Here is a 26,172-nt window from a genome sequence, read left to right on the forward strand (position 1 = left end):
TTGGAATAATTCAAAATAACAAGAAATAGGGATTGACCGTCCTTTCATCGAAGTCTACTTTTGTGCTCATAAAATATCTCGGTCTCACAGGTCAAATTTAATTATCATCCAGAAACATTATAGACGAATAATCACACACGCATATAAATAATTAAAAATCAAGAAATATGAAATTCATTCTATTCGTATCATTATTCATACAATTTTCAATATTTGTAAATGCTCAAACGGGCTCTATTCGTGGTCGCATCATCATGCCCATAGAAGAGGAAGCACCCATCAATATAGGTATCAAAGGAACCACCATTGGTACCATAACCAATGCCAACGGGGAATACCTGCTGGAAAACCTTCGACCGGGTCGATATACTTTACAGGCTTCCTACGTTGGTTACAAGCCTCAAGAAGTTGTTGTTCACGTGGTGGCTGGTGAACAAACCATAGCACCAGCCATAAAAATGGAACGCACAGAAAAAGAAATAGCAGAAGTTTTGGTTGTTGGCAACCACCAGTCCGATTATTCCATCCAGGAACCTTCGCAATCGCTTAGAAACAATGTTCCCTTACTAAAAATGTCACAAAATGTTCAAATCATCAGCGAAGAGGTGCTTGCCGACCAACAACTCACCGAAATGTTGGAAAGTGTAAGCCGTAATACGAGCGGCGCCCAAATGATTGAGCACTGGGGAACTTTTGCACGTATCAACATGCGTGGCTTTAAAATTCCTGCCTTTCGCAATGGAATGAATGTAGACTTGCCCTGGGGCCCTCTTACCGAAGATTTGTCGATTGTTGAACGCATCGAATTTGTGAAAGGACCGGCAGGATTTATGCTCTCATCGGGTGAACCGGGTGGCTTCTATAATGTGGTAACCAAAAAGCCCGCGCTTACACCCAAAAACAATGCCAGTGTCATGGTCGGTTCCTTCAATACTCTCAGAGCCACCATTGATTTGGGAGGACATTTTTCCGGCAGGAACAATTTGCTATATCGATTCAATGCAATGGCATCAACCAAGAATTCGCACCGAGACCATGAGTTTAACGACCGATATACCCTGAATCCTTCCATTCAATATCACTTTAGCGACAATACAACCATTACTGGAGAGTATATCTATCAGTACTCCAGGTTATCGGTAGTTGGTGCGGCCTATGTTTTTGCCCCGGATGGGATGGGGACTCTGCCCCGTGATTTTACTCTGGCCGAACCCAATATTGACCCCACTGATATACGGGAACATAACCTGTTTGTAACGCTTAATCATAAACTTGGAAACCGATGGCAGCTTACAGCTCAACTGGGATATCTTGACTACAAACTGGTCGGTTCATCCCTTTGGCCAGATTCGGTAACTTCAGACGGTTTGGTTTACCGTGGCTTGGGTATATGGGATGCCATAAGCAATGTCAAATCAGGGCAGGCTTATATTGAAGGAAATACTTTCACCGGTAAGATTGGTCATCACATTCTCGCAGGTATCGATATGAATAGCAAAACCTACTATGCCGACTGGTTCCAATCGGGACCATTGGCCGGAGTAAATAACCCTCTCAACATCTACAACCCCGTCCATTATGTACCCACCTCCCAAATGCCAGTTTTCGACCGCAGTTTGAGCATACGCCAACGCGCCTACAACGGCAGTTATCCTGCATCCCAAACCATACAATCTTCTTCTGCCTATTTCCAGGATGAGCTTATATTCTTTTCAGATAGACTCCGACTGACACTAGCCGGTCGATACACCAATTATCGTACATCAGTTTATGGTGCCAATACCGATGATCAAGTATTTACCCCCAGAGCAGGTATCAGTTTTTCCTTTGATGACAATACCTCTGTTTACGGACTGTGGGACCAGACCTTTATCCCCGAAGCTGGAACCGACAAGGAAGGAAATGCTTTTAAACCCGTAGAAGCAATTGACATGGAGGCAGGCATCAAACGAAAATGGGGTAATGGAAAATGGATCTCATCAATAACCTTTTTTCAGATCACCAAACAAAACGTATTAACCACCGACCCTGAAGATGTTAATTATCAGATCCAATTAGGTGAAGCCCAATCCGAAGGGATAGAGTTCGACTTACAAGGGAATATCCTTCCCGGTCTTAACCTTATTCTCAATTATGCCTACACCGATGTAGAAATTACTAAAGACACGAATCCGGAAGTGGTAGGAACTAAGTTGGCAGGTCATGCCCGACATATGACCAACGGGTGGTTAAAATATAGTTCGAACGGTTGGCTACCCAAAGGATGGGGAATCGGGTTGGGCTATCAGTATCAGGTGGACCGCTCTTCCTGGTCGTGGGGGGCCGATAATGAAGCCATGTTGCCCGATTATTTCCGGTTGGACGGCGCCCTCTTTTGGGAGAATAATGCTATCGCTGTACGATTAAATGTCAACAACTTACTTGACGAATATCTCTATTCGGGAGGTAGTTACGGGAATTTTTACTACTGGCAAACAGAACCGGGAATCAACTATCGGTTGAGCATCAATTACCGCTTCTAAACCGGATGTTAATATTTAAAACAACGCATGGATAATCAACAAATATCCCTGACAGCACATGCAAACAAACCAACCGTCAGATTCATTAACGCAGGAATGGGTTTTAAACTCATTCCTTTCTCTATAAAACAGGCAATCATGATTAAAAAAATAATTTTTCAGATTCATCTGTGGCTTGGACTTCTCTCAGGAATTGTGGTGTTCATTGTGTCCATTACCGGGAGCATTTATGTTTTCCAGCCCGAAATCACGAAGTGGTTGCGAAGGGATGCCATATATAACGACTATTCGAATGGAAAATCTGCCTTGACTCAGAAGCAATTATGGGAAATAGCCCGCAGCGAATTGCCCGAAGGGGAAGCGATATCCTGGGTAAATATATACAACGACCCCCGAAAAAATCAAATATTCTACAGTTACGCCAGCAATCCTGATGCCCTCACCTATTTCGGGTTTATCGACCACTACAAGGCATTATACATCAACCCTTATACGGGGGAGGTCGTAAAGATTTACAATGAAAAGACTAACTTTTTCAACATTGTTAAGTTTCTGCACTGGAGTCTGCTTCTGGAAACCTCCATTGGTCAGCCCATAGTAGGATGGGCCACCATCATCTTTGTGATATTGCTAATTACCGGACTGGTTTTATGGTGGCCACGTAGTTTTAGATCGGCCAAAAACATATTTCTGTTCAAATGGAAAAAAACAACGGGTTGGTATAAAAGATTCTACGATCTGCATAACATTCTGGGTTTCTGGAGTTTTATGGGCGCTTTAATAATTGCCTTGACTGGATTGGTTTGGGCATTTAAATGGTTCCAGGCAGCGGTATATGTGGCAGCTGCTGGTACAACCACGCCACCCAGTCAACCGCAAGCAGCATCGGAACTCCGTCCCATCGAAGCAGTCAGCCCCATCGACAAAGCATTGACAACAGCCAGAAAAAGTTATTCCGATGCCGCCGCTTTTCGTATCACTCCACCTTCTGACAGCACCGGAGTCATCAACTTCTATGTACAACAAAAAGAAGGCGTTTATTATATCAATCATCAGCTGCAATTTGACCAATATTCGGGAGAATTATTGTCAGAACGTAAACATGATGAGAAGAATGCAGGGGAAAAACTAATCCATGCCAATTATGATATCCATACTGGTGCAATACTGGGATTGCCCGGTAAAATTCTGGCCTTTTTCGTCAGTCTAATTGCTGCATCCCTACCGGTTACAGGGTTTATGATGTGGTGGAAGAGAACTAAACGAAAACAGAATTCGTTATTCTAAGCTGTTTTAATTGGAAAACACCATTCAACATGCTCTTTTAAAGTACCATTTCCCATTTTAAAACTCATAAAGTAACGCAACATATTATGGTAAAAAAGTTACTATCCTGGCTGTTTAAAACTGCAGATTCCCTTAACGAAAACCAACCTACAGACACCGAAATCACCATACTTTACGGTAGCCATTCGGGCAATTCAGAATTTATAGCCCGCGAAACGGCACGTTATTTTAAAATGCAGGGAATTGAAGCCGGGATAAAAAACATGGCCCATTACACTGTATCTCAATTGTCATCAGAAAATACCATTCTAATAGTAGTAAGCACCTATGGTGAAGGCGATCCACCACCGGGAACCGAATCATTTTTTAAAGAACTGGAGTATACAAACATGTCGCTCCGACATCTGCAATACAGTGTTTGTGCCTTGGGGGATTCCGATTACGAGCACTTCTGTCAGGCCGGTAAAATTGTTGATCAAAAACTGAAAGAACTGGGAGCTGTACCCCTCCTCGCAAGAAAGGATTGTGATTTAAATTTCAGAGATACCGCTACCGATTGGATCAAAAATGTGCATCGACTTTATATAAAAAACAAGCATTCACACAATTACCAACAAGACGATTGCATAAAAACAGGAACATCCGTTGAAATTTCCGATTTGAGCACTCCGCTTAATAACCACATAAAAAAACAGAACCCCGCTGTAAGTATCCATTCAGCCCATATCATTAATAAAGTTCTATTAAATCCGGGTTCTTCATCTGAAATATATCACATTGAAGCAAAAATAGATCCTGAAACCACTCATTACAGACCTGGCGACACCATTTCGGTTATTCCCCGAAACCCTTCCCCGATTGTAAAAAGCATTCTGAACCATTTTCGTATTTCACCCGACTACGAAGTACCTTTTAAAGGAGAATTGTCAACAGCAGGTGAACTTTTACAAACACAATTGGAAATCACCACTCTAAGCAAAAATACCATTAAAGCCTACGCCAATGCAACTAACCATAAAGCATTAAAAGCTTTATTGGAAAATGAAAACAAACTTAACTATTATATTAAACAACATGATTTATTTGATTTAATCACCGATTTCCCAAATGGATTAAAAATAGAAGATTTCATTAATATACCGGAAAAAATACGTCCCCGTTACTATTCCATAGCTTCCAGTCAGGAAAAAAATCCTCACGAACTTCATTTGACCGTTAAACAAATTCGGTTTCACCAAAGAAAACGCGTCTATTATGGTGCATGTTCAAACCATTTATCATGGCTAAAAAAAGGAGAAAAATTTCCCTTCAAGCTGGTTCCCAATGAAGGCTTCCGACTACCTTCAGACCCCAAAATTCCTGTTATTATGATTGGCGCAGGGACCGGCATCGCCCCATTTATAGGCTTTCTGCATCACCGAAGCATTAATAACACCAATAAAAACTGGTTGATTTTTGGGGAGAAAACCAAAAATTCAGATTTCCTTTACAACAAACAAATTATTGAATGGAAGCGTCAAGGCCTGCTTCAACATTTAGACATGGCATTTTCACGAGAGCCTTCAACCCGACAGTATGTACAAGATAAAATTCTGGAAAAAGCGGACCTGATGGTTCAATGGATTAACGAGGGAGCACGAATTTATGTATGTGGATCCGTGCGCATGGGGGAAGGCGTTAAACAAGCAATAAATCATTTGCCACTAAACAAGCCCAAAGATATTAATCGATCATCTACCATACTAGAACTATTAAAATATCAGGGACAGTACTATGAGGACCTATATTAAGATCTATTGAACCCCTAATCCCAAAATTGAAAAGTGTTTCATAAAAAAGGGATTGTCCCATTTTTTCGGAACAATCCCTTTTGCTATTCGGCACGGGTCAAAAAAATGCGCTCTTAGAAGCCCGGATTTTGGTCTTCCTGAGTAATTGCGTTATTAGAAGAAATTTCGGTTTGAGGAATGGGGAAATGTTCATGTTTCCCGGCAACAAACCCCAAAGGACCTAACACCTCTGCCGCATCGCCCCAACGAATCAAGTCCCAGTAACGACTACCTTCGAAAGCCAGTTCAAGTTGGCGCTCTTTCTTAATAGCCTCTCTCAACTCCTCTTTCGACATGGGGCTATCATAAGTGGCTAATTCTGCTCTGGCCCTTACTTTATTTAATTCAACTCGAGCACTGGCTTCATCATCGTCTTCATTGTAAGCTTCAGCAGCCATCAAAAGCACATCAGCATAACGAATGAGTCGCCAGTTGGTGGTATAGTTGAGCTCAGGTATAGCAGCACCACTAGTATTTGTCTGATCTGAATAGGTTACATACTTCAACCGCAAATAGCCTTCATAATCATGAGCAGGAACCGGATTCCCGTCATCATCAGTGTCAGGATTAATTTCACCACCAGCGGCAATAAATTCTTCTTCGCTCATAAGTGTTGCCTGATAACGCGGGCCATTATCCCCCATCTCTTCAAAGGCAGCACCAATAGAAGCGGTAGGAAGGTTAAAGCCCCATCCGGGAATAATTCCTAAAACATCCAAATTACCAAAGAATGGAGATCGAGGTCCCATTAATTGAACATGAATATTAGATTCATGTTCACCAGCCCATCCAAAATTACCCCAGTCATATCCTTCCTGAGAGGTATAAAGAACTTCAAAAACCGACTCAACACCTAATTCCCCAACTCGTTTCCATACATCACCAAAATTTGGCTCAAGATCATATTCACCAGAAGAAATAACTTGTGATAATACAGTGTGTGCCTCATTCCATTTTTCCTGATACAAATAAATTTTCCCCAAAATAGACTGGGCAGTACCTTTTGAAACCCTAAATTTATGACTATCTTCCAATTCAGACTTCAAAGGAAGAATATCAATAGCTTCAATAAGGTCAGATTCTATACTCTCATAAATTTGCTCTTTTGGGGTCCGTGGTTTGTGGTAATCATCCACAGATGTTGGATTAACTGTAAAAAATGGGACATCCCCATACAGTGTCACCAATTCGAAATAATTCCAGGCACGCAAAGCTTTAGCTTCAGCAATAATTTGCTCCCGGAAATCATTTTCGGGCTCGATCCGCTCAATAATGGTATTACATTGATTAATAGCCTTATAAAAACCTTCCCAAATAGCCGTGGTTACAGTATTATCAGCTTCATTTTTAAAGTCATCCAAATTTTGATATGGTAATTGATCACTTTCGGAAGAACCGGCATTACAGTCGTCGGCGGGCAAATTTTTGGCAAAGAATGCACTGTTCCAATCCCTACCATAATTCCATTGCATCAAATCATAAACGCCAATAATAGTGGCCAGAACTTCCTCATCTGTTGATGGATAGATATCACTTGACAATCTGCCAGCGGGCTCAACATCAAGGAAATCATCACTACAAGCCGGCAGTAAGATAATTATTAAAGCCGGCATCCATTTTAAGAAATTATATGGTTTCATATTTCTATCGAATTTAAAAATTAGAAATTAACAGATATACCAAACATCATTTTGCGAGGAATGGGATAAACACCACGATCTACGCCAAGACTTTGGTTATTAGTACTTCCAGCCTCAGGATCCAGACCCTCATAATCGGTAAAAGTGAAATAATCATCTAAAGAAATAAAGACTCTGGTATTTGTGATTCCCCAATTTTGAATTAAACTTTTGGGTAAAGAATAACCTAATTGAATTTGTTTAATTCTCATGTAAGAACCATCCTGTACCATTAAATCGCTGCGGTATATGTATTCACTACTACCATCGGGCTTAGGCATAGATGCATTGGTATTTTCCGGTGTCCACCGTTCGGTAAAAAAGTATTTAGGTTTGTTTGAAAGCGGACGGTCAGGACGGTACCAGGCGGTATAAATGTCATTGCCATGCGAGCCCTGTAAAAATAATCTGAAATCAAAATCTTTATAATCGAGATTAAGTGTCGCTCCATAAAGGAAATCAGGATGAGGATCACCTATCTTTGTCAGGTCAGCAGAAGTAATGGCGCCATCTCCGCTAACATCGACCACATTCGGCAAACCGGTAGTCTCATCAATACCATCGGTTTTATATCCATTAAAATACCAGATAGGCTCCCCTTCTTCGAACCAAGTCAAATCATAACCTCGAACATTGGCACCAGCAATAGGAGCATCCTGATCCAATCGGGTCACTTCATTTTTTAATGTTGAAAAGTTAACATTGGCAGATAAATTCAAATCACCAAAGCTATCATTATAACCAAGTTCAAACTCAAAACCGGAATTTGAAACATCACCACCATTCACAAAAGGAAAATCATTCCCAACAGAAAGAGGGAACATTCCCACAACAATCAAATCTTTGGTGACTTTATCGAAATAGTCTGCGGAGAATGTTAATTGTCCATTAAACATTCGGGTATCGACCCCTACTGAAAGCTGTTCAGTACGTTCCCATTTAAGGTCATCATTAGGAAGTTTCTCTATTTGGGCACCGGAAAAATATCCATCCTCGGAAGGATTAGGATAATAAATACCAGAAACAATCCAGAATTCTTGATCGGCAGTTCCCGATAAAATAGATTTACTTCCATTCTGTCCCCAGCTAGCTCTTAATTTTAGATAATCCATGAATGTTTCGTTCCAAAAATCTTCTTCAGATATGACCCATCCGGCGGAGAAAGCCGGGAACGTAGCCCATTTATCATCAGAAGAAAAGACGCTTGCAGCATCCCGACGAACTGATGCTTCAAAAAGATATTTATTTAAATAACTATATGAAAAGCGTCCAAAAATTGAATTCATTGTTTCTTCAACCAGGTCGCCACCAACCACATCCAGCTCTCTTGATGTAGTATGATCATGATAAGCGAACCTATCTCCTTCCATTGCCATTGGTCCTGAATATAGATACCAATTTGGATGTCTATCTTTCTGAGCTGAATATCCTAAAAGAAATGTTAAATTATGCTCATCAACAGAAGTTTGATAAGTTGCAAAATTCTCCCACAACCAATTAAAATATTTATCTAATTCATCACTTATTGTATTTGTGCCATTTTGTCTTTCAGAAGATGAATAATAAACCTTGTTCCAATTATGGTAATGGTCAAAAATTAAGTCTAATCCCAACCTGGATGTAAAAGTTAATCCATCAAACGGTTTCAGATTGGCATACAACGTACCTAGAAGTTGATCTTTTGTCCTTACATTGTTATAAGTCTCCAACATAGCTACAGGATTGGCAATTTCACCCGTAGCATTCACCGGCAAAGCATAATACCTGCCTTGTTCATCGGTCAGCAAGGGTTGTCCATCAGCCAAAGCATCTAACTCTTTTTGTGTCTCTTCACCTGGTTCATAATAAACCGGAGTTGTTGGGTCAATTAATAAGGCATTATTAAGTACACCTCTGTATTCATCATCTTCACCAACAGTTTTTCTCTTGGAATGAGAATAGGTAAATGTATTACCTACTTCCAGCCATGTTTTGATATCGTGAGAAGAATTTAACCGGAAAGACAATCGCTCAAACGATGCCCTGTCTCCGCCTACGACACCGTCTTGGGTGTTATATGAAACAGATGCAAGATATTTGGATATTTCACCTCCGCCTGAAAAACTCAAATGATGCCGTTGCATTGGTGCATCTTCAAAAATCTCATCGAGCCAATCGGTGCCGTTTCCTATACCTTCGGGCACGGTAACATTAGAGCCCTGTTCTTCCATATACTGAGCATACTCTTGGGCATTCATAAGCTCCATGTTGGTTTTGACGCTCTGAATCCCATACTGAAAATTATAGGAAATCTGTCCTTTCCCTTTAGTTCCTGTTTTGGTTGAAATGATGACTACACCATTTCCACCTTCGGAACCGTAAATGGCAGATGAAGCTGCATCTTTGAGAACTTCAATAGACTCTATATCTCCGGGTTCAATATTGTCGATGTTATCTACTTTCATACCATCGACAATATAGAGAGGTTCAGAGCTTTGATTGGAGTTTGTGCCCCGAATACGCACCTGAGCACCGGCACCGGGTGAACCGGATGTTGGAAGAACAGTAACACCGGCCGTTCTACCCTGAATAGCCTGCTCTACCCGAGTATTAGAAGTAGATTCAAGGTCTTCAGCGTTAACACTTGAAATTGCTCCGGTAACCAACGATTTACGCTGAACCCCATAGCCGACAACCACTACTTCATCAATGCCTGTCGCTTGCTCGGTAAGAACCACATTAATAACGGACTGGTCTCCGACAGGGACCTCGGTAGTTTGAAAACCAACAAAACTAAATTGGAGAACATCACTGCTTGTCACTTGAATTTGATAATTACCGTCGGTATCGGTAATTGTTCCTTGCATGGTGCCTTTAATAACCACATTAACACCCGGAAGAGGGAGGTTCTGCTCATCGGTTACTTGTCCGGTAACCATTTTAAGCTCCTGCGAGAAAGCTGCCGAAGTTAAAACAAAGAAAGTCGCAAGAGCAACTGAAGTTCGGGCAAAAAATCTCTTGCCACAGGAATTAGCTTTTTTTAACAAGCCTAATTCCCAAAAACATTTAATCTTTTTCATAGATTTGTGTGTTATTGGTTTTAACAAAAACTTTTAACATTTAAGTGGGATGCTGCCCTTTCCAACGCCAATTTTTAAGGGCACATCCCTGTTTTTATACAATTCAAATATTTACATATTCAAACACCTCCTTTTTTTTTAGAAATTAACTATAAACCATAGACATCGAAAATCCGCTTTTAATTGTATCATTTTCATAACCGATAAATCCAATCATTAATATATGATTCATTGACACAAGAAGAACCTTATGTTTTTTTATGCAAACTATCTAATTCCTCAATTGGTCAGGTTTTATCCCATTACCACCAACACCTCATGCAGCCCACCATCAAAGGAATCTACAATATTTTCATCTAACTTATTTCCATCCAGTTCTATCCTCTTAATACCTTTGGATACCGAATTAGGATTTTCCACAGTAATCAAAAAAGTAGTTCCTCTTAATTTTCGTTTCACTTGAAATCCCTTCCATGAAGGAGGTATACAAGGATCTATTCTTAAACCGTCATATTCAGGCCGAATGCCAAGGATATATCGGGTAACGGCATAGTAATTCCATGCAGCGGTTCCTGTGAGCCAACTGTTTTTGGCTTCACCCGGTTTATAGGCATCTTTCCCAGCAATCATTTGGGCATATACATACGGTTCTGTTCGATGTAAATCGGAAATATCTTCCAAGTAGGCCGGACATATTTTGGCGTAATATTCCCAAGCTCGTTCGCCGCGCCCAATCAAAGTTTCAGCAATCATAATCCATGGATTGTTATGACAGAAAATACCGGCATTCTCCTTATATCCGGGTGGATAGGTAGATATCTCACCATATTCAATTTTATATTTTGTAAAGGCAGGATTATTCAATACCAGACCATATTGACAATCCAAACGTTCCTTAACCGAATCCAAGGCTTTTTCTACCATACCTTCTTCATGCCCAATTAATGCCATTCCACACCATCCCTGCGACTCAATAAAAATTTGTCCTTCTTCATTTTCCTTACTGCCCACTTTGTTTCCGTAATAGTCATAAGCGCGCAGGAACCATTCACCATCCCAGCCATATCGTTTAACGGCTTCCACCATTTTGTCAACATGTTTTTGAGCCTCATCAGCCTCCTGATTCTTACCTATTTTCCGGCAAAGAGCAACAAATTCACGCCCATAAACAACAAACAACCCGGCAATCATCAGCGATTCTGCCTTGCCATCTTTTTTGTTACCTGTAGTTTGAAACGATTCATTGGGATCATTCGAAAAACAATTCAGATTTAGGCAATCATTCCAGTCTGCTCGGCCAATCAAAGGCAACCCATGAGGTCCCAGATTATTTACAACATGATAAAACGAAGCTTTTAAATGTTCAAAATGAGGCTTTGCTAATGCAGGATTACTATCAAAAGGAACATTCTCTTCTAAAATTGAAAAATCGCCAGTTTCTTTAATATATTCAGAAGTGGATAGAATAAGCCACAACGGGTCATCATTAAAGTCACCACCAATGGCATTATTTCCTTTCTTGGTCAGTGGCTGGTATTGATGATAAGCTCCCCCGTCCGGAAACTGTGTAGAAGCAAGGTCCAAAATACGTTCCCGGGCTCTTTCCGGAATTTGGTGAACGAAGCCTATCAAATCCTGATTCGAGTCACGAAAGCCCATCCCTCTGCCAATACCTACCTCAAAATAAGAAGCCGAGCGGGACAAATTAAATGTTATCATGCACTGGTACTGATTCCAGATATTGACCATCCGGTCAAGCTTTTCATCCTCACTTTTCAATACAAAACTGTCCAAAAGCCCAGTCCAATAATTCTTTAACTCATCAAAGGCCCGGTTTACTTTTTCAACAGAATTAAATCTATTGATAAGAGCTATTGCCGGCTTTTTATTGATTACATTTTTCTTTTCCCATTTTTCCTCTTCTGAATTTTCCACATAACCAAGCACAAAAACTAAATCTTTTTTCTCACCAGGTTTCAATTCAATTTCCAAATAATGCGAAGCAATAGGAGACCATCCATGGGCATAGGAATTTCGGGGTTTACCTTCCAGAACAGCCATGGGATTAGAAAAATCATTATAAAGGCCTATAAAACTCTCTCTATCGGTATCAAAACCCTGTATTGGAACATTGACATGATAAAAAGCATAATGATTCCTTCGTTCTCGATATTCAGTTTTGTGAAACAGGGTTGAATCCGCTACCTCTACTTCACCGGTATTCAAATTACGCTGCAGGTTATTCTGATCATCCTCAGCATTCCATAAACACCATTCCAAAAAAGAAAAAAGTTTAATTTTTTTTACTTCAGACGTATTATTGGTGAGTGTCATCTTTTGAACTTCGCACCATGCATTCAAAGGAACAAAAAACAACACTTCTGCTCGCAATCCCTCTTTTTCACCGGTAATTTTGGAATAACTTAACCCATGACGGCACTCGTAATAGTCTAATTCTGCTTTAACAGGTTTCCAGCCTGGTGACCATATTGATTCCCCATCTTTTATATAGAAATATCTGCCTCCGCTGTCCATTGGCACATTATTGTACCTATAGCGGGTTAGCCGACGAAATTTGGCATCTTTATAAAATGAATAACCTCCGGCCGTATTGGAAATCAATGAAAAAAAATCCTCATTTCCCAGATAATTTATCCAGGGCCAAGGTGTTTGAGGTGTAGTAATTACGTATTCTTTATTATTATCGTCAAAAAAACCAAATTTCATATTATATATTTTATTTTAATTATTGTAAATTAGCATCAAAAGACTACTTCAGGATTAAAAATCATTTTATTTAGCCTACTCAAAACAATTTATCCATTCCCATTAGCTTCTTGTTGTCGTCTTAAATTCAATTGAGCTGTTACCGCATCCATTTTTTCCTGATCAAGAGGATATAGCATCATAAGTCCTGCACCAATTAGAGCTATCAAGGCTGGAATCCAACTCATAAGCATTACAATACCGGGAACTGCCGATTGAATGGCAACGGCATCCTGACCGTTATAATTAAATGCTGACAAAACAACCCCGATGATGGCGCCTGCCAAACCTCCCCCAAATTTCGTTGAAAAGGATCCTGCCGAATAGACCAATCCCGTAGCTCGCCGGCCATTCTTATATTCGGAATAATCAGCAGCATCACCCAGCATGGCAAAAAACAGTGTGGGAAAAATGGCAGCACCCAATTCAGACGCTATCCCTATAACAAAAATTGGCACAATATCTTGAGGTCCGCAAAAAACCAGCAACGCATTTACACCTCCTGAAAACACCAAGGCATATATAAACAGACGCCGCTTCCCCATCCTTCGGCCAAGAGGAGAAGTTATCATCGCCCCTAAAACAGACGCAAGCATTAACCCTACCATATAAGATCCGGCAAGTAGCTGATTATGCAAATAATGTGTAAAATAGATTACAGTGATTCCCTGTTTTATAGAATTATAAATATTAAACAACAACCCAATTATTAATAACACCAGCCACGGTCGGTTCGAAACAAGATCCTTTAAATCGAGCAATAAATTTGTTTGCTGAGATTTTGGAGGAAAAACCCTTTCTTTGGTAGAAAAAAAGGTAATAATCAAAGAAATGGCCAAAATTACAGACATCAAATAAATGGCTTTCGAATATCCATTTTTCTGATCAACAATAATTATTTTCGACACATGGAGATCCGGCTCTCCTTCAACCAAAAATGAATAAGGGCGATTAGCTTCCATTGAAAAGCTCTTTCCCTGAGTTGGAATATTATCAACGGCTAAAAATTCATCTGCCCACATAAATGTGGCTATTCCTGCCTTAGTTTTAATATTAACATTCTCTACGCTATGAGGTGAAGATACGGTAACCTCATATTTTTCAGGCTCAATTTGAACCACTTTAATATCAGGGTTAATATCCCCAAAGTGCGCCACTAAAAAGAGAAGTGCCCCCTGAACCAGCATTCCTCCGGCAAAAGCTCCCACCATTCGATACGAACCGATACTGGTCCGCTCTTTGTCATCATTGGTCATTACCGCCATTAATGCCCCATATGGAATATTGTTGGCGGTATAAACCAGGGTAAAAAGTATATAGGTTACATAAGCATAAATTACTTTTCCATTATAGCTTAAATTGGGGGTAGTAAAAAGTAACGAAAGCATCACCGCCAGAGGAATCGCTGTCCACAAAATCCAAGGACGGAATTTTCCATACCGGGTATTGGTTCTGTCGCCAATTATACCCATAAGCACATCACTTACTCCATCACTGGATCGGGCAATTAACATCAATATCCCCACTGTTGCAGGAGTGAGCCCAAAAACATCGGTATAAAAGACAAGCAGAAATGTGGCCACTCCTCGCCATGCTATATTGGCTGCAGCATCGCCAAGAGCGTATCCAACTTTCTCTCTGACACTTAATTTATGTTTATATTCAGCAGACATTCCGGACGATTAAATATTAAAATCCAAAACTTCTTTTCTGGTTTTTTCATAAACCTCACGACTAAACATGTATAGTCTGGCAGGCTTATGAGCTACTCCCTTTTGTTTTTCATCCAATGGTATGAGATATTTCATCCTGGCCACTTTTTTCCTGAAGTTTCTTTTATCCAAATTCACTCCTAAAATCACCTCATACACTTTTTGCAATTGAGAAAGCGTAAATTTTTCCGGTAACAACTCAAAACCAATAGGTTCATAAAGCAGCTCACGCCGTAATGCCACTAATGCCGACTGAAGAATGTTATAGTGATCAAATGCCAAATCTTTAATTTCTGATACCGGATACCATTTTACATTTCTCCCTTTCCATTTTAATGTCACATTTTTAGTAGCCAAAAGAGAATAATAGCCTACCGAAATTATCCGACTATTGGGATCACGTCCACTTGCTCTTAACCAGGCCTGATCATTAGGCCGCTTTAAACGATCAGGATCACAAAAAGCAGCAAATTGTTTTAAATAGATATTTTCCAATCCGGTTAAATCAAATAAGATTCTGGCGGCAGCATCCTCCAAACTCTCATGCTCATAGATATGATTCCCTGTCAACGTCAAATCAGAGAACAACTCATTACCGGTTTTTTCATCTTTTAGGACCCTATCAACCAAAAGAACTTTCAACTGCTCAAAGTCAAACCCAAATACAACACAATCAACTGAAATATAATTATTTAATTTCCACTCACTCATTGACACTTATTTTATTCTATATAATTGCAAATCACACATCAAAAAATTTAATTTCTGCTTCAGATAAAGCTTACTGGTTTATTTAACATCGTCCATAACACATCGTTTTAATTTAGGTTCTCAATAAATCATAAGTGTCGTTTAAACACTTTTTATTTTTGCGCTAATTTAATAACGAATACTATAAAAAACAAGAATGAAAAAATTTTTTTTTTTATTAATTATTATTTATTGTCGTAATCACACTAAAAACTATTCACAACAACTACACTCTTCCCTTAATAAGGGAAATAAATTTTCCTGAACTTTCTTTTGCCCTCAATAGTTATATCTTTGCAAAAACATTAGCAATAAATATCCATGAAAAAGAGTCGAATATACACCAAAACAGGTGACAGAGGTAAAACAGTGTTGATTGGCGGAACAATGGTTCCCAAACATCATTACCGGTTGGAGGCATACGGAACCATTGATGAACTTAATGCACAAATAGGCCTTATCAGGGCTTTTTCAAATGATGAGTCAACAAATTCTAATCTTGAAAGAATACAGCAAGAACTATTTGACATAGGGGCTTATTTAGCAACCGACGATACCGTATCGGATTTACGTTCTAAAATAAAACAGGGAGAAGCAGAAATAAATTTTTTGGAAAATGAAATCGATTCGATTGACCAATCTCTACCCCCATTAACCAGTTTTATTTTACCAGGAGGGCACCCTGCTGTGGCACAATGTCATGTTGCTCGTACGGTTTGTAGAAGAGCAGAACGCAGAGTGGTTCAAATGGCTGAAGAATCAGATGTTGCACCCTGGATAATCCAATATCTTAACCGTTTATCCGACTATTTTTTCGTATTATCCCGTTATTTAGCCAAGTGTCACGATAACGAAGAAATTAGATGGCATCCAAAGTTGGATGATTAGTTTTTTTTTTTAATTTCGCAAAAAACAGCAAAACTATAAAAACAAAATATTATTAAGAGTTAAATTGTTATTGCTATGTATTGGACTCTTGAATTAGCATCAAAGTTGGAAGATGCGCCCTGGCCTGCAACAAAAGAAGAGTTAATTGACTTTGCGATTCGTTCAGGGGCGCCATTGGAGGTAATTGAAAACCTTCAGGAGATTGAAGATGAAGGGGAAGTTTATGAAAGCATTGAGGACATTTGGCCTGATTATCCAAGTAAGGATGACTTTTTCTTTAACGAAGATGAATATTGATCCTTTCCGGGATCAATAACAAACTCTAAAAGAGAGAATAAGCAACTAATAAAAGAGGCTGTCAATAATACTTTGACGGCCTCTTTTATTAATATTTATATTCCATATAACTTAATGACCAAAAAGCTTACACAAATTATGGACAACCAAGATACTTTGCCTTTCCCTTACTAAATTCAATCATAAAATAAAGCAACATCAGAAAGAAAACCACAAACAAAAATTAGATTTAACACAAATCACTATCCCCAAAAACTTCAGCATCCATCAGACATGGACAACACTCTGATTGCATGAAGCAACAAATCATTTAACCTAATTAAAATGATAATCACTAAAATCAGTGCGCTGAACTTCTTCTTCAATTTCCCTAAAATAAAAAATATCCTCATACTTTTTCGGTCGATACTTCTCAAGCCATAAGAAACCGTCCAATCGTGTTTGCTCCAGATCCAAAACAAACGGGGGATTCATATTTCCATCGGGATTTCCTCGAAGAACAATACTTTCAACCTTTCTATTTTTTAAAAATATGGAGAGACTACTACTTTCTGCCCTATTAACGCCTATAACATATTCTCTATCCTTAGGATAATAAACCGTTTGACCATTGCCGTCCACATCAATCTTATAAAGTTCATTATCTTTAAAATACCCAATCATAATTTTCCCTTTAATCTGGTTAAAATGGGTACTATCTTCAGGGGCAATTAAAAATGCATTTTCAATCAATTCGGCTTTATGCAAAGCTTTATTCCGGACATATAACTTTATTTCATTAGCAGTCATTTGATTTCCTTGAGCCCAAATCACCGGTTCATGATAAAAAGTATTGATGCTGTCCTTATAATTATAAACCATAGAATCACACCTTCCTTGTAAATCGAATCTAAAAAATTTTACATGATGAAAGGCTCTGAGAATTTTATTGTCGATATCATCAGGCACGGGATCGGCTCGAAGGGTATCTGCATGTAAAAACAGCGTATCATTTCCATAAACCTGTTTCAGTACTGCACGTTTGGTGGCAAATGCTTCTTCTGTAATTTCATTGTAATAACCATAATTTCCGGTTATAATTACATTATTTGTAGTATCTTCCAGAGCCATATTGGAAAACACCTCTACAAAACCTTTTTGACGATCATATATTATAGTATCACCCTTTAATTTTTGCTCACCACCATCGATATAATTTTTTCGCAATAAGCGCGCTTTATCATTACGAGTATCATAAAACCCCAATTCTGAATAAATTTTATTTTTATCACTAAAAATTTCTGTTGGTCCCACAATTCCTACCACCTCTGTTTTAGTAAAATATTTTAAAGTATCACTGTACATTTTATAATCCGGGTTAATCAAAACCACACTGTCCTTAAAGTTGACCTCACCCGTCCTGGGATAATAAAAGCCTAATTGACTGGTAAGTTCATTCCGTTCATCAACAATCTTTCCACCATTGAAATAATAGGCAACATCGTTTTTGCGGTCATAATCCAGAAAATGCGTTGTTAACACAACATTTTTATTGACCAGTCTGACGTTTTCCCTGACTTTTGCCAATTCTTCATTCCCATCATAATCAAGTTTATCACCATAAAGATGAATTGTATCATTCTGGATTATGTGAATGGAACCAAAAGCCATCACCCGGTTTGAATCACGGTTTAAAAAGGCACTATCACAAAACATCCGGGTATTCAAATGACGTAATTTGACATTGCCTATTAAAGCAAAAGTATTTTTCCCCAAACGCTGCTCAGCACCTTCCATCTTATCTGCATATTCTATCAATATCCTTTTCTCTTTATTGTTTTGCTGAGCCTGTATTAAGAAAAAATTTCCTGCAACGAAGGAGAATACCACAAACTTTATTAAGTTATTTCTGAATCCTAAGAGCCAAATGGCAGAAAAGTATTTGGACATATTTTATTAAAGATATCTCAAAACAGTAAAATCCCTATTCTATAACTATCTTAATTCGAAATCGAATCCGGCACTTCAGCTATATTTAGAACAGAAGCTGATACCGGAAATGACAACCGATTTTTTAAGTCCGGCTGGAACAAATAATTAAACCGAATCCCTTTTTCCTCTACCTTTTTCCCATCAGAGGTAGTGTAGGATAATACACAAATTTTATCTTCAGGAATCATTTTTGCCACATTGACTCCATTACGACATAAAACAAAAAATCCTGCTTCATCACCCTTTAAAATATAACTTTTTTGATATCCTTTTTCGGGTGCCTGTGTATAACCTAGCAAAAAATCATTGGCACTGCTATCCAAGACCGGAAAGATGCCTCCTTCAGGCGATGCATAGAGCATGATCTTTCCACTTTGTTCATTGATTTCAACCCAAATGTCAGCACTATCAAGATTTAATGTATTTCTTCCTGAAAGAAAATCAAATCCCCATCTTCTGGAATTTTTCCTTCCGTTATTTTTTTTGGTACCATCATAAATTTGAACCTCCCTCACAAAAGGGATATCAGATGAAAAAACAGAAAAATCCATCTTCCTAACTATCAAACTGGCATTGAAAGGAAGTGGTGATACATAAATTGTATCTTCCAACGATGAATGCTTTACCAGTTTATATTGGACACCACTAAGATATCCCGGTGCTGTAACCTTAAGCGTTAAACCAAAAGCCCGCGGAAAAACAAGCTTAAAACGCCCGTATTCATCACTCAACGTGTATTGATTGATCTGGCTCGTCTGATCAATATTTTCCTGGTACGATGCTGACGCAAAAATTCGGGCATGTGCAACAGGACGACCATTATACCCATCGGCTACAACACCTTTCCATTCAACATTATAAACCTCCTTGGCACATCCTGCCAATAATAGGAAAAGGCCAACACAAAAAATTGTGATTTTTAACACGCTTCTATCCATCCGCAAAACCGGTAACATTTCTTTTTTTCGTTTTTACCTTTTGATAAAGGCTAAAACAATTTTATCATATAGCCAGCTATCAATTCTAAATCACATAATTGGGCAATTTGTCTCAAATAGCGTTTTACTCATTCCATGATAAACCGCTTAACTTAAACACGCCGATAGCAACATTGGTTTTAATTTTATCTAAAATACAGGCAAAATACCACTTACGCAACCTAATTATTTTACAAGCCTTGACAAATCAACCCTCTCCGGCCACTCGATACATTTCACCTAGATTATCATAAAACCGATGCCAATTGACCTATTTTATCCATCCATCAAATTCGAAATTACAATCTCGCCATTCCTCTGAAATAGATATATAAGTTTCCCGTTGTTTCTTTTTTATCCAATTTCTAAACGTTTCCTCACTTTTTTTATTTTCAAGTAAACTTTTTATAGTTTGATAATCATCAACTATATTGGCAGTATGAGGTGGTATTTTACGGGTCAATTTCACAATGGCAAATAAATCGTTTCCCAATCGTTGATCCTTCATGGTAAAAGGTTCTGATATTTCCCCTTCCTCCAGCTGTTCCAACCTTTTAGCCACATCCGGCTGTATCTCCCTTAGTTCAAATTTGGTTGATTGCGTACGTGAATTGATCACGAATCCTCCATTGGCTCGGGAATCCTTGTCAGAAGAAAAGCGCAATGCTGCTTCCTCAAAGGACAGGCTGTCTTTACGAATTAAAGACACTAAAGAATCAGCAAGATTCTTTGCTTCCTGGATAGCTTTATCTGATGGTTTGGGTTTTAACAGGATATGCCGAACATTGACACGGTCATCCTGACGTTCAATAAGTTGCATAATGTGAAAGCCAAATTCTGTTTGAACAATTTTTGAGACTTTATTTTTATCTCTCAAATTAAATGCTACCTGAGCAAATTCCGGAACTAAACTGGCTCTGGGAGTCAATCCTATTTCCCCCCCCCGTGCCGCACTATTGGGATCTTCAGAATACAGCACAGCCAGGGTGGCAAAATCTCGACCTTCCCTAACTTGTCGCTGGAAATCACGCAATCTGGCTTTCACCCGTTCAATCTCTTCCTGGCTAATTCTAGGGGTGACCGTTATAATTTGGTATTCATACTGGGCCGGCATTTGAGGTAAGCTATCCTTGGGTGTTTCCCGGAAAAACCTTCTAATTTCAGAAGGAGTAACATTCACATTTTCGGTAATTTTTTGCCTCATTTGCTGAGTCAACATTTGTTTTCGAACCAAATCACGCTGCTCCTCCTTAATTTGAAGTATCGATTTATTAAGCCATTCCTCTAATTTCTCCTTGGAACCCGCCCTGTTAATAAAATTATTAATTTGGCGATCAACCATCATAATAACCTGATTTTCGCTCACTTCAATACTGTCAATTTTGGCTTGTTCGAGCAGTAAATTTTGAACCATCATCTGCTCAAGGAGGTAACATTTCAGGTCTCCCGGATATTCCACGCCTTCCATGAGAGCCTGTTGATATTGAAATTCTATATCCGATTTTAGAACAGGCTCATCACCTATTACGGCAATAACTTCATCAATAATATTATTTTGCCCAACAGACAAATGGGGTTGCCATACTATCAGAATAGCAATTAGAAGCTTAAAAAGTTTGTTTGACACTATTGCGTTCATAAATCCTGGCTTATCATTTTTTGTTAATAGAAGTTTAAGATTTTTTTCTGAAGTGCCTCTTCATATAATTCTTTTTCCAATTCCTTGAAAAATTCAACCCTTTTTTTATTTAGCAGTATCGCTTTAATACGATCTTCCACATAACTTAAAGGGGCGGTACTGCCCATGATCATATAGTCTGTAATAACTAAAAGATATCTGAAATTTTCATCGGTTCTTTCAAAAAATCGGTTATATTGCAAAAACCGTTCCTCATTACGGATAGGCACCGGTAAGATAGCATTTATTCGCCGAAATGGTGTCCATTTATCCCAAAAAGCATAATACATTTTGGAATAATGCATACCATAGTTTTCTAACTTCATCATATTTTCGGAATTAATTGACCGACACCAGCGCCTTACATCCTGAATATCGGGAGCATCCAAAGGTACTTTTAATATCAATCCACGAACAATATTTTCCTGCAGTTTAAAATTATCCTGCATTTCATTATAATATTTTTCAATTTCCTCATTCTTCAACAATGGCGAATACTTCTTTTCCAACATTTTTTGTTGATAGACATTCACCAAAAGGGATGTCCGATATTCATCCAGTAACTGACTAACATCTTTTTCTTCATCAGAAAGAAACGCCTCTGCTTGCCGTAAGAAAAGTTTATTTTTTACCCATCGGTTTACATAGTCATCGGCCATTGCCGCACTATCTTCTGATGTTATATCTGAAGGTAACACTTTCTTTAAGTCATCGGTAGTTAAAACCTCATCTCCGACTCTTACTATTGGTCGAACATCATTTTTTTGTTCTTCCATAGTCTTGCAGGACACTACTAACACCCCCCAGACTAAAAAGAAATATATTGGAAAAAAACAACATTTTCTCATTATTGACACTTAATTTTAATGGTCATACAGCAACGGTTAATTAAGTTCAATTTCTCATGGCAAATGTGAAAAGAATTCAATTCATACAAAAGTAATAGTTTGTTTGCTCTGTAACAAACCATCCGAAGAACCTTGCCTTAAAGATTTCAAAAAAAATTACCCGGGTAACGATGTTATCGTCCCGGGTAATTTCATATATCTCTCGATTCATGTTTATCGGGAATAATTTGGTGCCTCTCTGGTAATAGTAACATCATGCGGATGACTTTCGGCCACACCGGCATTAGTAATTCGTGTAAATCTGGCATCATGTAAATGCTCAATGTTTTTGGCACCACAATACCCCATTCCGGCCCGTAAACCACCTATCAACTGATAAATCACCTCATATAATGTCCCTTTATATGGCACACGTGCCGAAATGCCCTCAGGAACCAATTTTTTTATGTCATCTTCAACATCCTGGAAATATCTGTCTTTTGACCCTTTCTGCATCGCTTCTATAGATCCCATTCCGCGGTATGATTTAAATTTCCTACCGTTATAAATAATTGTTTCTCCGGGTGATTCTTCCACCCCGGCAAAAAGCGAACCGGCCATAACTGAATGGGCACCAGCTGCCAAAGCTTTTACTATATCTCCACTGTATCTTAATCCACCATCAGCAATGAGTGGAACATCGGTTCCTTTTAAGGCTTTATGTACCTCATAAATTGCAGAAAGTTGTGGCACACCAACACCGGCAATAACCCGGGTAGTACAAATAGACCCCGGCCCTATTCCAACTTTAACTCCATCAGCTCCATTTTTAACCAGATCGATAGCTGCTTCGGCAGTAGCAATATTACCTACTACCACTTCCAAATCAGGATAACGTCGTTTAATTTCCTTTAAAGTTTCTAAAACACCCTTGGAATGCCCATGTGCCGTGTCAATAACCACAGCGTCCACATTGGCCGCCACCAAAGCATCAATACGCTCAAAAGTGTCAGAAGTAACGCCGACCCCTGCGGCTACTCTCAACCTACCTTTTGAGTCTTTGCAAGCAAAAGGTTTATCTTTTGCTTTGGTAATATCTTTATAAGTAACTAATCCTATTAATTTATTATCCTTATCAACCACCGGCAATTTTTCTATTTTATGCCGTTGCAGGATTTCCACTGCATTTTCAAGGTCGGTAGTTTGATTGGTGGTGACCAAATTCTCTGAGGTCATTACCTCTTCTATCGACCGGTTATAGTTCATTTCAAAACGTAAATCCCGGTTGGTTACTATTCCGACCAAATACCCTTCCTCATCCACTACAGGGATGCCACCTATCTTATATTCGCTCATGAGTGCCAACGCATCACCTACAGTCTTATCACGCTTGATAGTTATAGGGTCATAAATCATTCCGTTTTCGGCTCGTTTAACTATCTCTACTTGTTTGGCTTGCTCTTCTATCGACATATTTTTATGAATCACACCGATACCACCTTCCCGGGCGATGGCAATAGCCATTTGTGCTTCGGTAACCGTATCCATGGCAGCCGAAACTATCGGGGTATTCAACCGAATATTACGAGAAAAACGAGTCGTTAGGTCAACTTCGCGCGGCAACACTTCCGAATAAGCAGGAATTAGAAGGACATCATCAAAAGTCAAACCATCTGATACAATTCTGTCTTTAAGAAATGACATGGGCTGATGTTTTTTAGGTGTATAAAAATTTTGGCAAAGGTAAGCATTTCTCTTTTTTTATCCAGCTGACTCCTTTTTTCTTTAAGCAAGATTTATTTTTTTTCCATCACGCAGCTTTATCACACAACGTTATTTTTTATTTTTCGAAAAAGCAACCCCAAAACAAGTCTAAATTTTTCTGCCACACATATTTATGCATAATAACTTTCTTAATATTATCGTGCACCAAAGAAGTTTACTCAAAAGAAGACAATTTAAAACCATAAATACTAATTTTGTCATATGTCAAACCACTATTTGGAAATTCTGAAAAAATACTGGGGTTTTGATCAGTTTCGTCCTTTGCAGGAAGACATTATTCGATCTGTAGGCGAAGGCAAAGACACCCTAGCCCTTATGCCTACTGGTGGCGGCAAATCCATAACATTTCAGGTTCCGGCAATGGCAAAAGAAGGGCTGTGTTTGGTGGTAACACCCCTTATTGCGCTTATGAAGGACCAGGTGGAAAACCTCAAAAAAATCGGGATAAAAGCGGCAGCCATCCACTCTGGACTTACTTATAATGAAATAAAGGTTACCTTCGATAATGCCATATTTGGGGGTACTAAATTTTTATATGTATCTCCCGAAAGGTTAAGTACCGACTTTTTTTTAGAAAAACTACCTGAATTGTCTATCAACCTACTGGCGGTTGATGAAGCACATTGCATTTCTCAATGGGGCTATGATTTCCGACCTTCCTATTTAAAAATAGCAGCAGTCAGGGAACTCATTCCTGAAGTGCCGGTATTGGCACTGACGGCAACAGCAACCCCACAGGTTGTAGAGGACATAATGAAGCAGTTACGCTTCAAAGAAAAAAATGTCTTCAAGAAAAGTTTTGCCCGTCCTAACCTGGCTTATGTGGTCAGAGCTACAGAAAATAAAAAGGAACAACTTCTAAAAATCCTTCAATCCGTTGGCGGAAGTGCCGTGGTCTATGTCCGCAGTCGCAAAAAAACCAGAGAGTATGCCGCTTTTCTGCAACAGAACAGCATCACAGCCGACTATTTTCATGCAGGGCTTACCAATGCTTCTAAAGATGAAAAGCAACGCAAGTGGAAAAACAACCTTACTCGTGTTATGGTAGCCACTAACGCTTTTGGCATGGGCATCGATAAGCCAGATGTTCGCCTAGTGGTTCATATAGATGCCCCCGACTCTCTGGAAGCTTACTTTCAGGAAGCCGGAAGAGCCGGACGTGATGGACAGAAAGCTTATGCCGTTCTTTTGTGGAGCGACCATGACCGCGTTCAGCTTCGCAAGCAGGTCAGTACTGCCTTCCCGGAACCCGAAACCATTAAACGCGTGTACGATGCTTTAGGCAATTTTTTTCAATTACCGGTGGGTGCCGGCTTTCAAATGGTTTATGATTTTGATATTGGAAAATTTTGCTCGGCTTTTAATTTCAACATCCTTACGGTTTACAATTCTCTGAAAATTCTTCAAAGAGCCGGCTATCTTACGTTTTCCGAAGAACTGGACATTCCTTCAAAAGTAATATTTTTGGTTCAAGGGAATGATCTCTACAAATTTCAGGTAGAAAATGAAGATCTCGACCCATTCATCAAAATTCTATTACGAAACTATACCGGGTTATTTACCGAATATGCCCCCATAAATGAAGCAGACTTAGCACAAAAAATGGGCGTTACCACCGAAACCATTTATAAAGCCTTGGCAAAGCTCAGCAAACTGGGTATTATACATTACATTCCAAGACGTAAAACACCCCTTATTGCCTATACCCAATCAAGAGAAGAGACCAGATATATCCGACTTCCAAAAGAAGTCTATGAAGAACGAAAATTAAAATACCAGGAACAAACCGAGGCAGTGATTGAATATGGTTCAACTGACTATATTTGTCGTAGCAGATTTCTCCTCAATTATTTTGGCCAAGGCAATTCAGATAATTGTGGCATTTGCGATGTTTGCCTCTCCAGAAAAAAGAGAGGATTAGATGAGACCTCTTTTCAAACGATTGAGACTGCAATAGAAAAATTACTTAAAAAACAAACGATGCATGCTGATGAACTCATCCAGTCCTTACCATTTAATGACACACAAATATGGCAAGTTCTAAATTGGCTTGAAGATCATGGATTAATTGGAGAAACTGAATCCGGCGAGCTTGAATGGTTAAAGTAGTATGGTTTTTGTAATCTAATTTATATTAATCTCTAC

Annotated in this window: 16 protein-coding genes; 6 read left to right on the top strand and 10 right to left on the bottom strand. The window is 39.0% G+C overall.

What is annotated here, in order from left to right; translation table 11 throughout:
* Positions 1-167 precede the first annotated feature (167 nt).
* The 3 genes from BM130_RS05410 to BM130_RS05420 all read left to right on the top strand — a co-directional run bounded on the left by BM130_RS05410 (position 168) and on the right by BM130_RS05420 (position 5,599).
* Positions 168-2,522 carry a TonB-dependent siderophore receptor gene (locus tag BM130_RS05410; RefSeq protein WP_010526253.1) on the top strand — a complete coding sequence of 785 codons (2,355 nt, stop codon included), beginning with the start codon at positions 168-170 and terminating at the stop codon, positions 2,520-2,522.
* 138 nt (positions 2,523-2,660) lie between these two features.
* Entirely contained in the window at positions 2,661-3,809 is a 1,149-nt protein-coding gene (locus BM130_RS05415; RefSeq protein WP_044138335.1) for a PepSY-associated TM helix domain-containing protein, read from the top strand.
* Between the two features lie 86 nt (positions 3,810-3,895).
* Positions 3,896-5,599, top strand: a complete 1,704-nt coding sequence (locus BM130_RS05420) for a diflavin oxidoreductase (protein WP_010526251.1) — start codon at positions 3,896-3,898, stop codon at positions 5,597-5,599.
* Between the two features lie 113 nt (positions 5,600-5,712).
* Here the strand turns inward: BM130_RS05420 and BM130_RS05425 are convergent, their stop codons facing one another.
* The 5 genes from BM130_RS05425 to BM130_RS05445 form a co-directional block, all read right to left on the bottom strand.
* Complete coding sequence (locus tag BM130_RS05425; RefSeq protein WP_010526250.1) at positions 5,713-7,278, bottom strand: RagB/SusD family nutrient uptake outer membrane protein; 1,566 nt, start codon at positions 7,276-7,278, stop codon at positions 5,713-5,715.
* A 20-nt stretch (positions 7,279-7,298) separates the two neighbouring features.
* On the bottom strand, positions 7,299-10,376 hold the full coding sequence (locus BM130_RS05430) for a SusC/RagA family TonB-linked outer membrane protein (protein ID WP_010526249.1): 3,078 nt from the start codon (positions 10,374-10,376) through the stop codon (positions 7,299-7,301).
* Between the two features lie 294 nt (positions 10,377-10,670).
* On the bottom strand, positions 10,671-13,103 hold the full coding sequence (locus BM130_RS05435) for a glycoside hydrolase family 94 protein (protein WP_010526248.1): 2,433 nt from the start codon (positions 13,101-13,103) through the stop codon (positions 10,671-10,673).
* An 89-nt stretch (positions 13,104-13,192) separates the two neighbouring features.
* A complete protein-coding gene (locus tag BM130_RS05440; protein WP_010526247.1) occupies positions 13,193-14,815 on the bottom strand; it encodes an MFS transporter in 1,623 nt (540 codons plus the stop codon).
* 9 nt (positions 14,816-14,824) lie between these two features.
* The gene (locus BM130_RS05445; protein WP_010526246.1) at positions 14,825-15,565 is read right to left on the bottom strand and encodes an NUDIX hydrolase; all 741 of its coding nucleotides are present in this window, start codon (positions 15,563-15,565) and stop codon (positions 14,825-14,827) included.
* Positions 15,566-15,925: 360 nt separating this feature from the next.
* Here BM130_RS05445 and BM130_RS05450 point away from each other — a divergent pair, with 360 nt between their 5' ends.
* Both BM130_RS05450 and BM130_RS05455 read left to right on the top strand, forming a co-directional pair.
* Positions 15,926-16,492 (top strand): cob(I)yrinic acid a,c-diamide adenosyltransferase, encoded by a 567-nt coding sequence (locus tag BM130_RS05450; protein ID WP_010526245.1) that lies wholly within the window; start codon positions 15,926-15,928, stop codon positions 16,490-16,492.
* A gap of 75 nt (positions 16,493-16,567) precedes the next feature.
* Positions 16,568-16,789, top strand: coding sequence for a DUF2795 domain-containing protein (locus BM130_RS05455; RefSeq protein ID WP_010526244.1), 222 nt, complete (start codon positions 16,568-16,570; stop codon positions 16,787-16,789).
* A gap of 315 nt (positions 16,790-17,104) precedes the next feature.
* On the opposite strand, the gene BM130_RS05460 is transcribed toward BM130_RS05455, so the two are convergent.
* From BM130_RS05460 to guaB, 5 genes are all read right to left on the bottom strand, one after another.
* Positions 17,105-18,718 carry an OstA-like protein gene (locus BM130_RS05460; protein ID WP_010526243.1) on the bottom strand — a complete coding sequence of 538 codons (1,614 nt, stop codon included), beginning with the start codon at positions 18,716-18,718 and terminating at the stop codon, positions 17,105-17,107.
* Positions 18,719-18,768: 50 nt separating this feature from the next.
* Positions 18,769-19,716, bottom strand: coding sequence for a carboxypeptidase-like regulatory domain-containing protein (locus BM130_RS05465; protein WP_010526242.1), 948 nt, complete (start codon positions 19,714-19,716; stop codon positions 18,769-18,771).
* Positions 19,717-20,008: 292 nt separating this feature from the next.
* Positions 20,009-21,376, bottom strand: a complete 1,368-nt coding sequence (locus BM130_RS05470) for a peptidylprolyl isomerase (RefSeq protein WP_010526241.1) — start codon at positions 21,374-21,376, stop codon at positions 20,009-20,011.
* A 23-nt stretch (positions 21,377-21,399) separates the two neighbouring features.
* Positions 21,400-22,191: a hypothetical protein gene (locus BM130_RS05475; protein ID WP_010526240.1), complete on the bottom strand. Its 792-nt coding sequence runs from the start codon at positions 22,189-22,191 to the stop codon at positions 21,400-21,402.
* Positions 22,192-22,476: 285 nt separating this feature from the next.
* Positions 22,477-23,946 carry an IMP dehydrogenase gene (gene guaB / locus BM130_RS05480; protein ID WP_010526239.1) on the bottom strand — a complete coding sequence of 490 codons (1,470 nt, stop codon included), beginning with the start codon at positions 23,944-23,946 and terminating at the stop codon, positions 22,477-22,479.
* A gap of 282 nt (positions 23,947-24,228) precedes the next feature.
* On the opposite strand from guaB, the gene BM130_RS05485 reads away from it, so the two are divergent.
* Positions 24,229-26,136, top strand: a complete 1,908-nt coding sequence (locus BM130_RS05485) for a RecQ family ATP-dependent DNA helicase (protein WP_010526238.1) — start codon at positions 24,229-24,231, stop codon at positions 26,134-26,136.
* Positions 26,137-26,172 lie beyond the last annotated feature (36 nt).

This window comes from Thermophagus xiamenensis, from assembly GCF_900112795.1.
GTDB classification, from domain to species: domain Bacteria; phylum Bacteroidota; class Bacteroidia; order Bacteroidales; family Marinilabiliaceae; genus Thermophagus; species Thermophagus xiamenensis.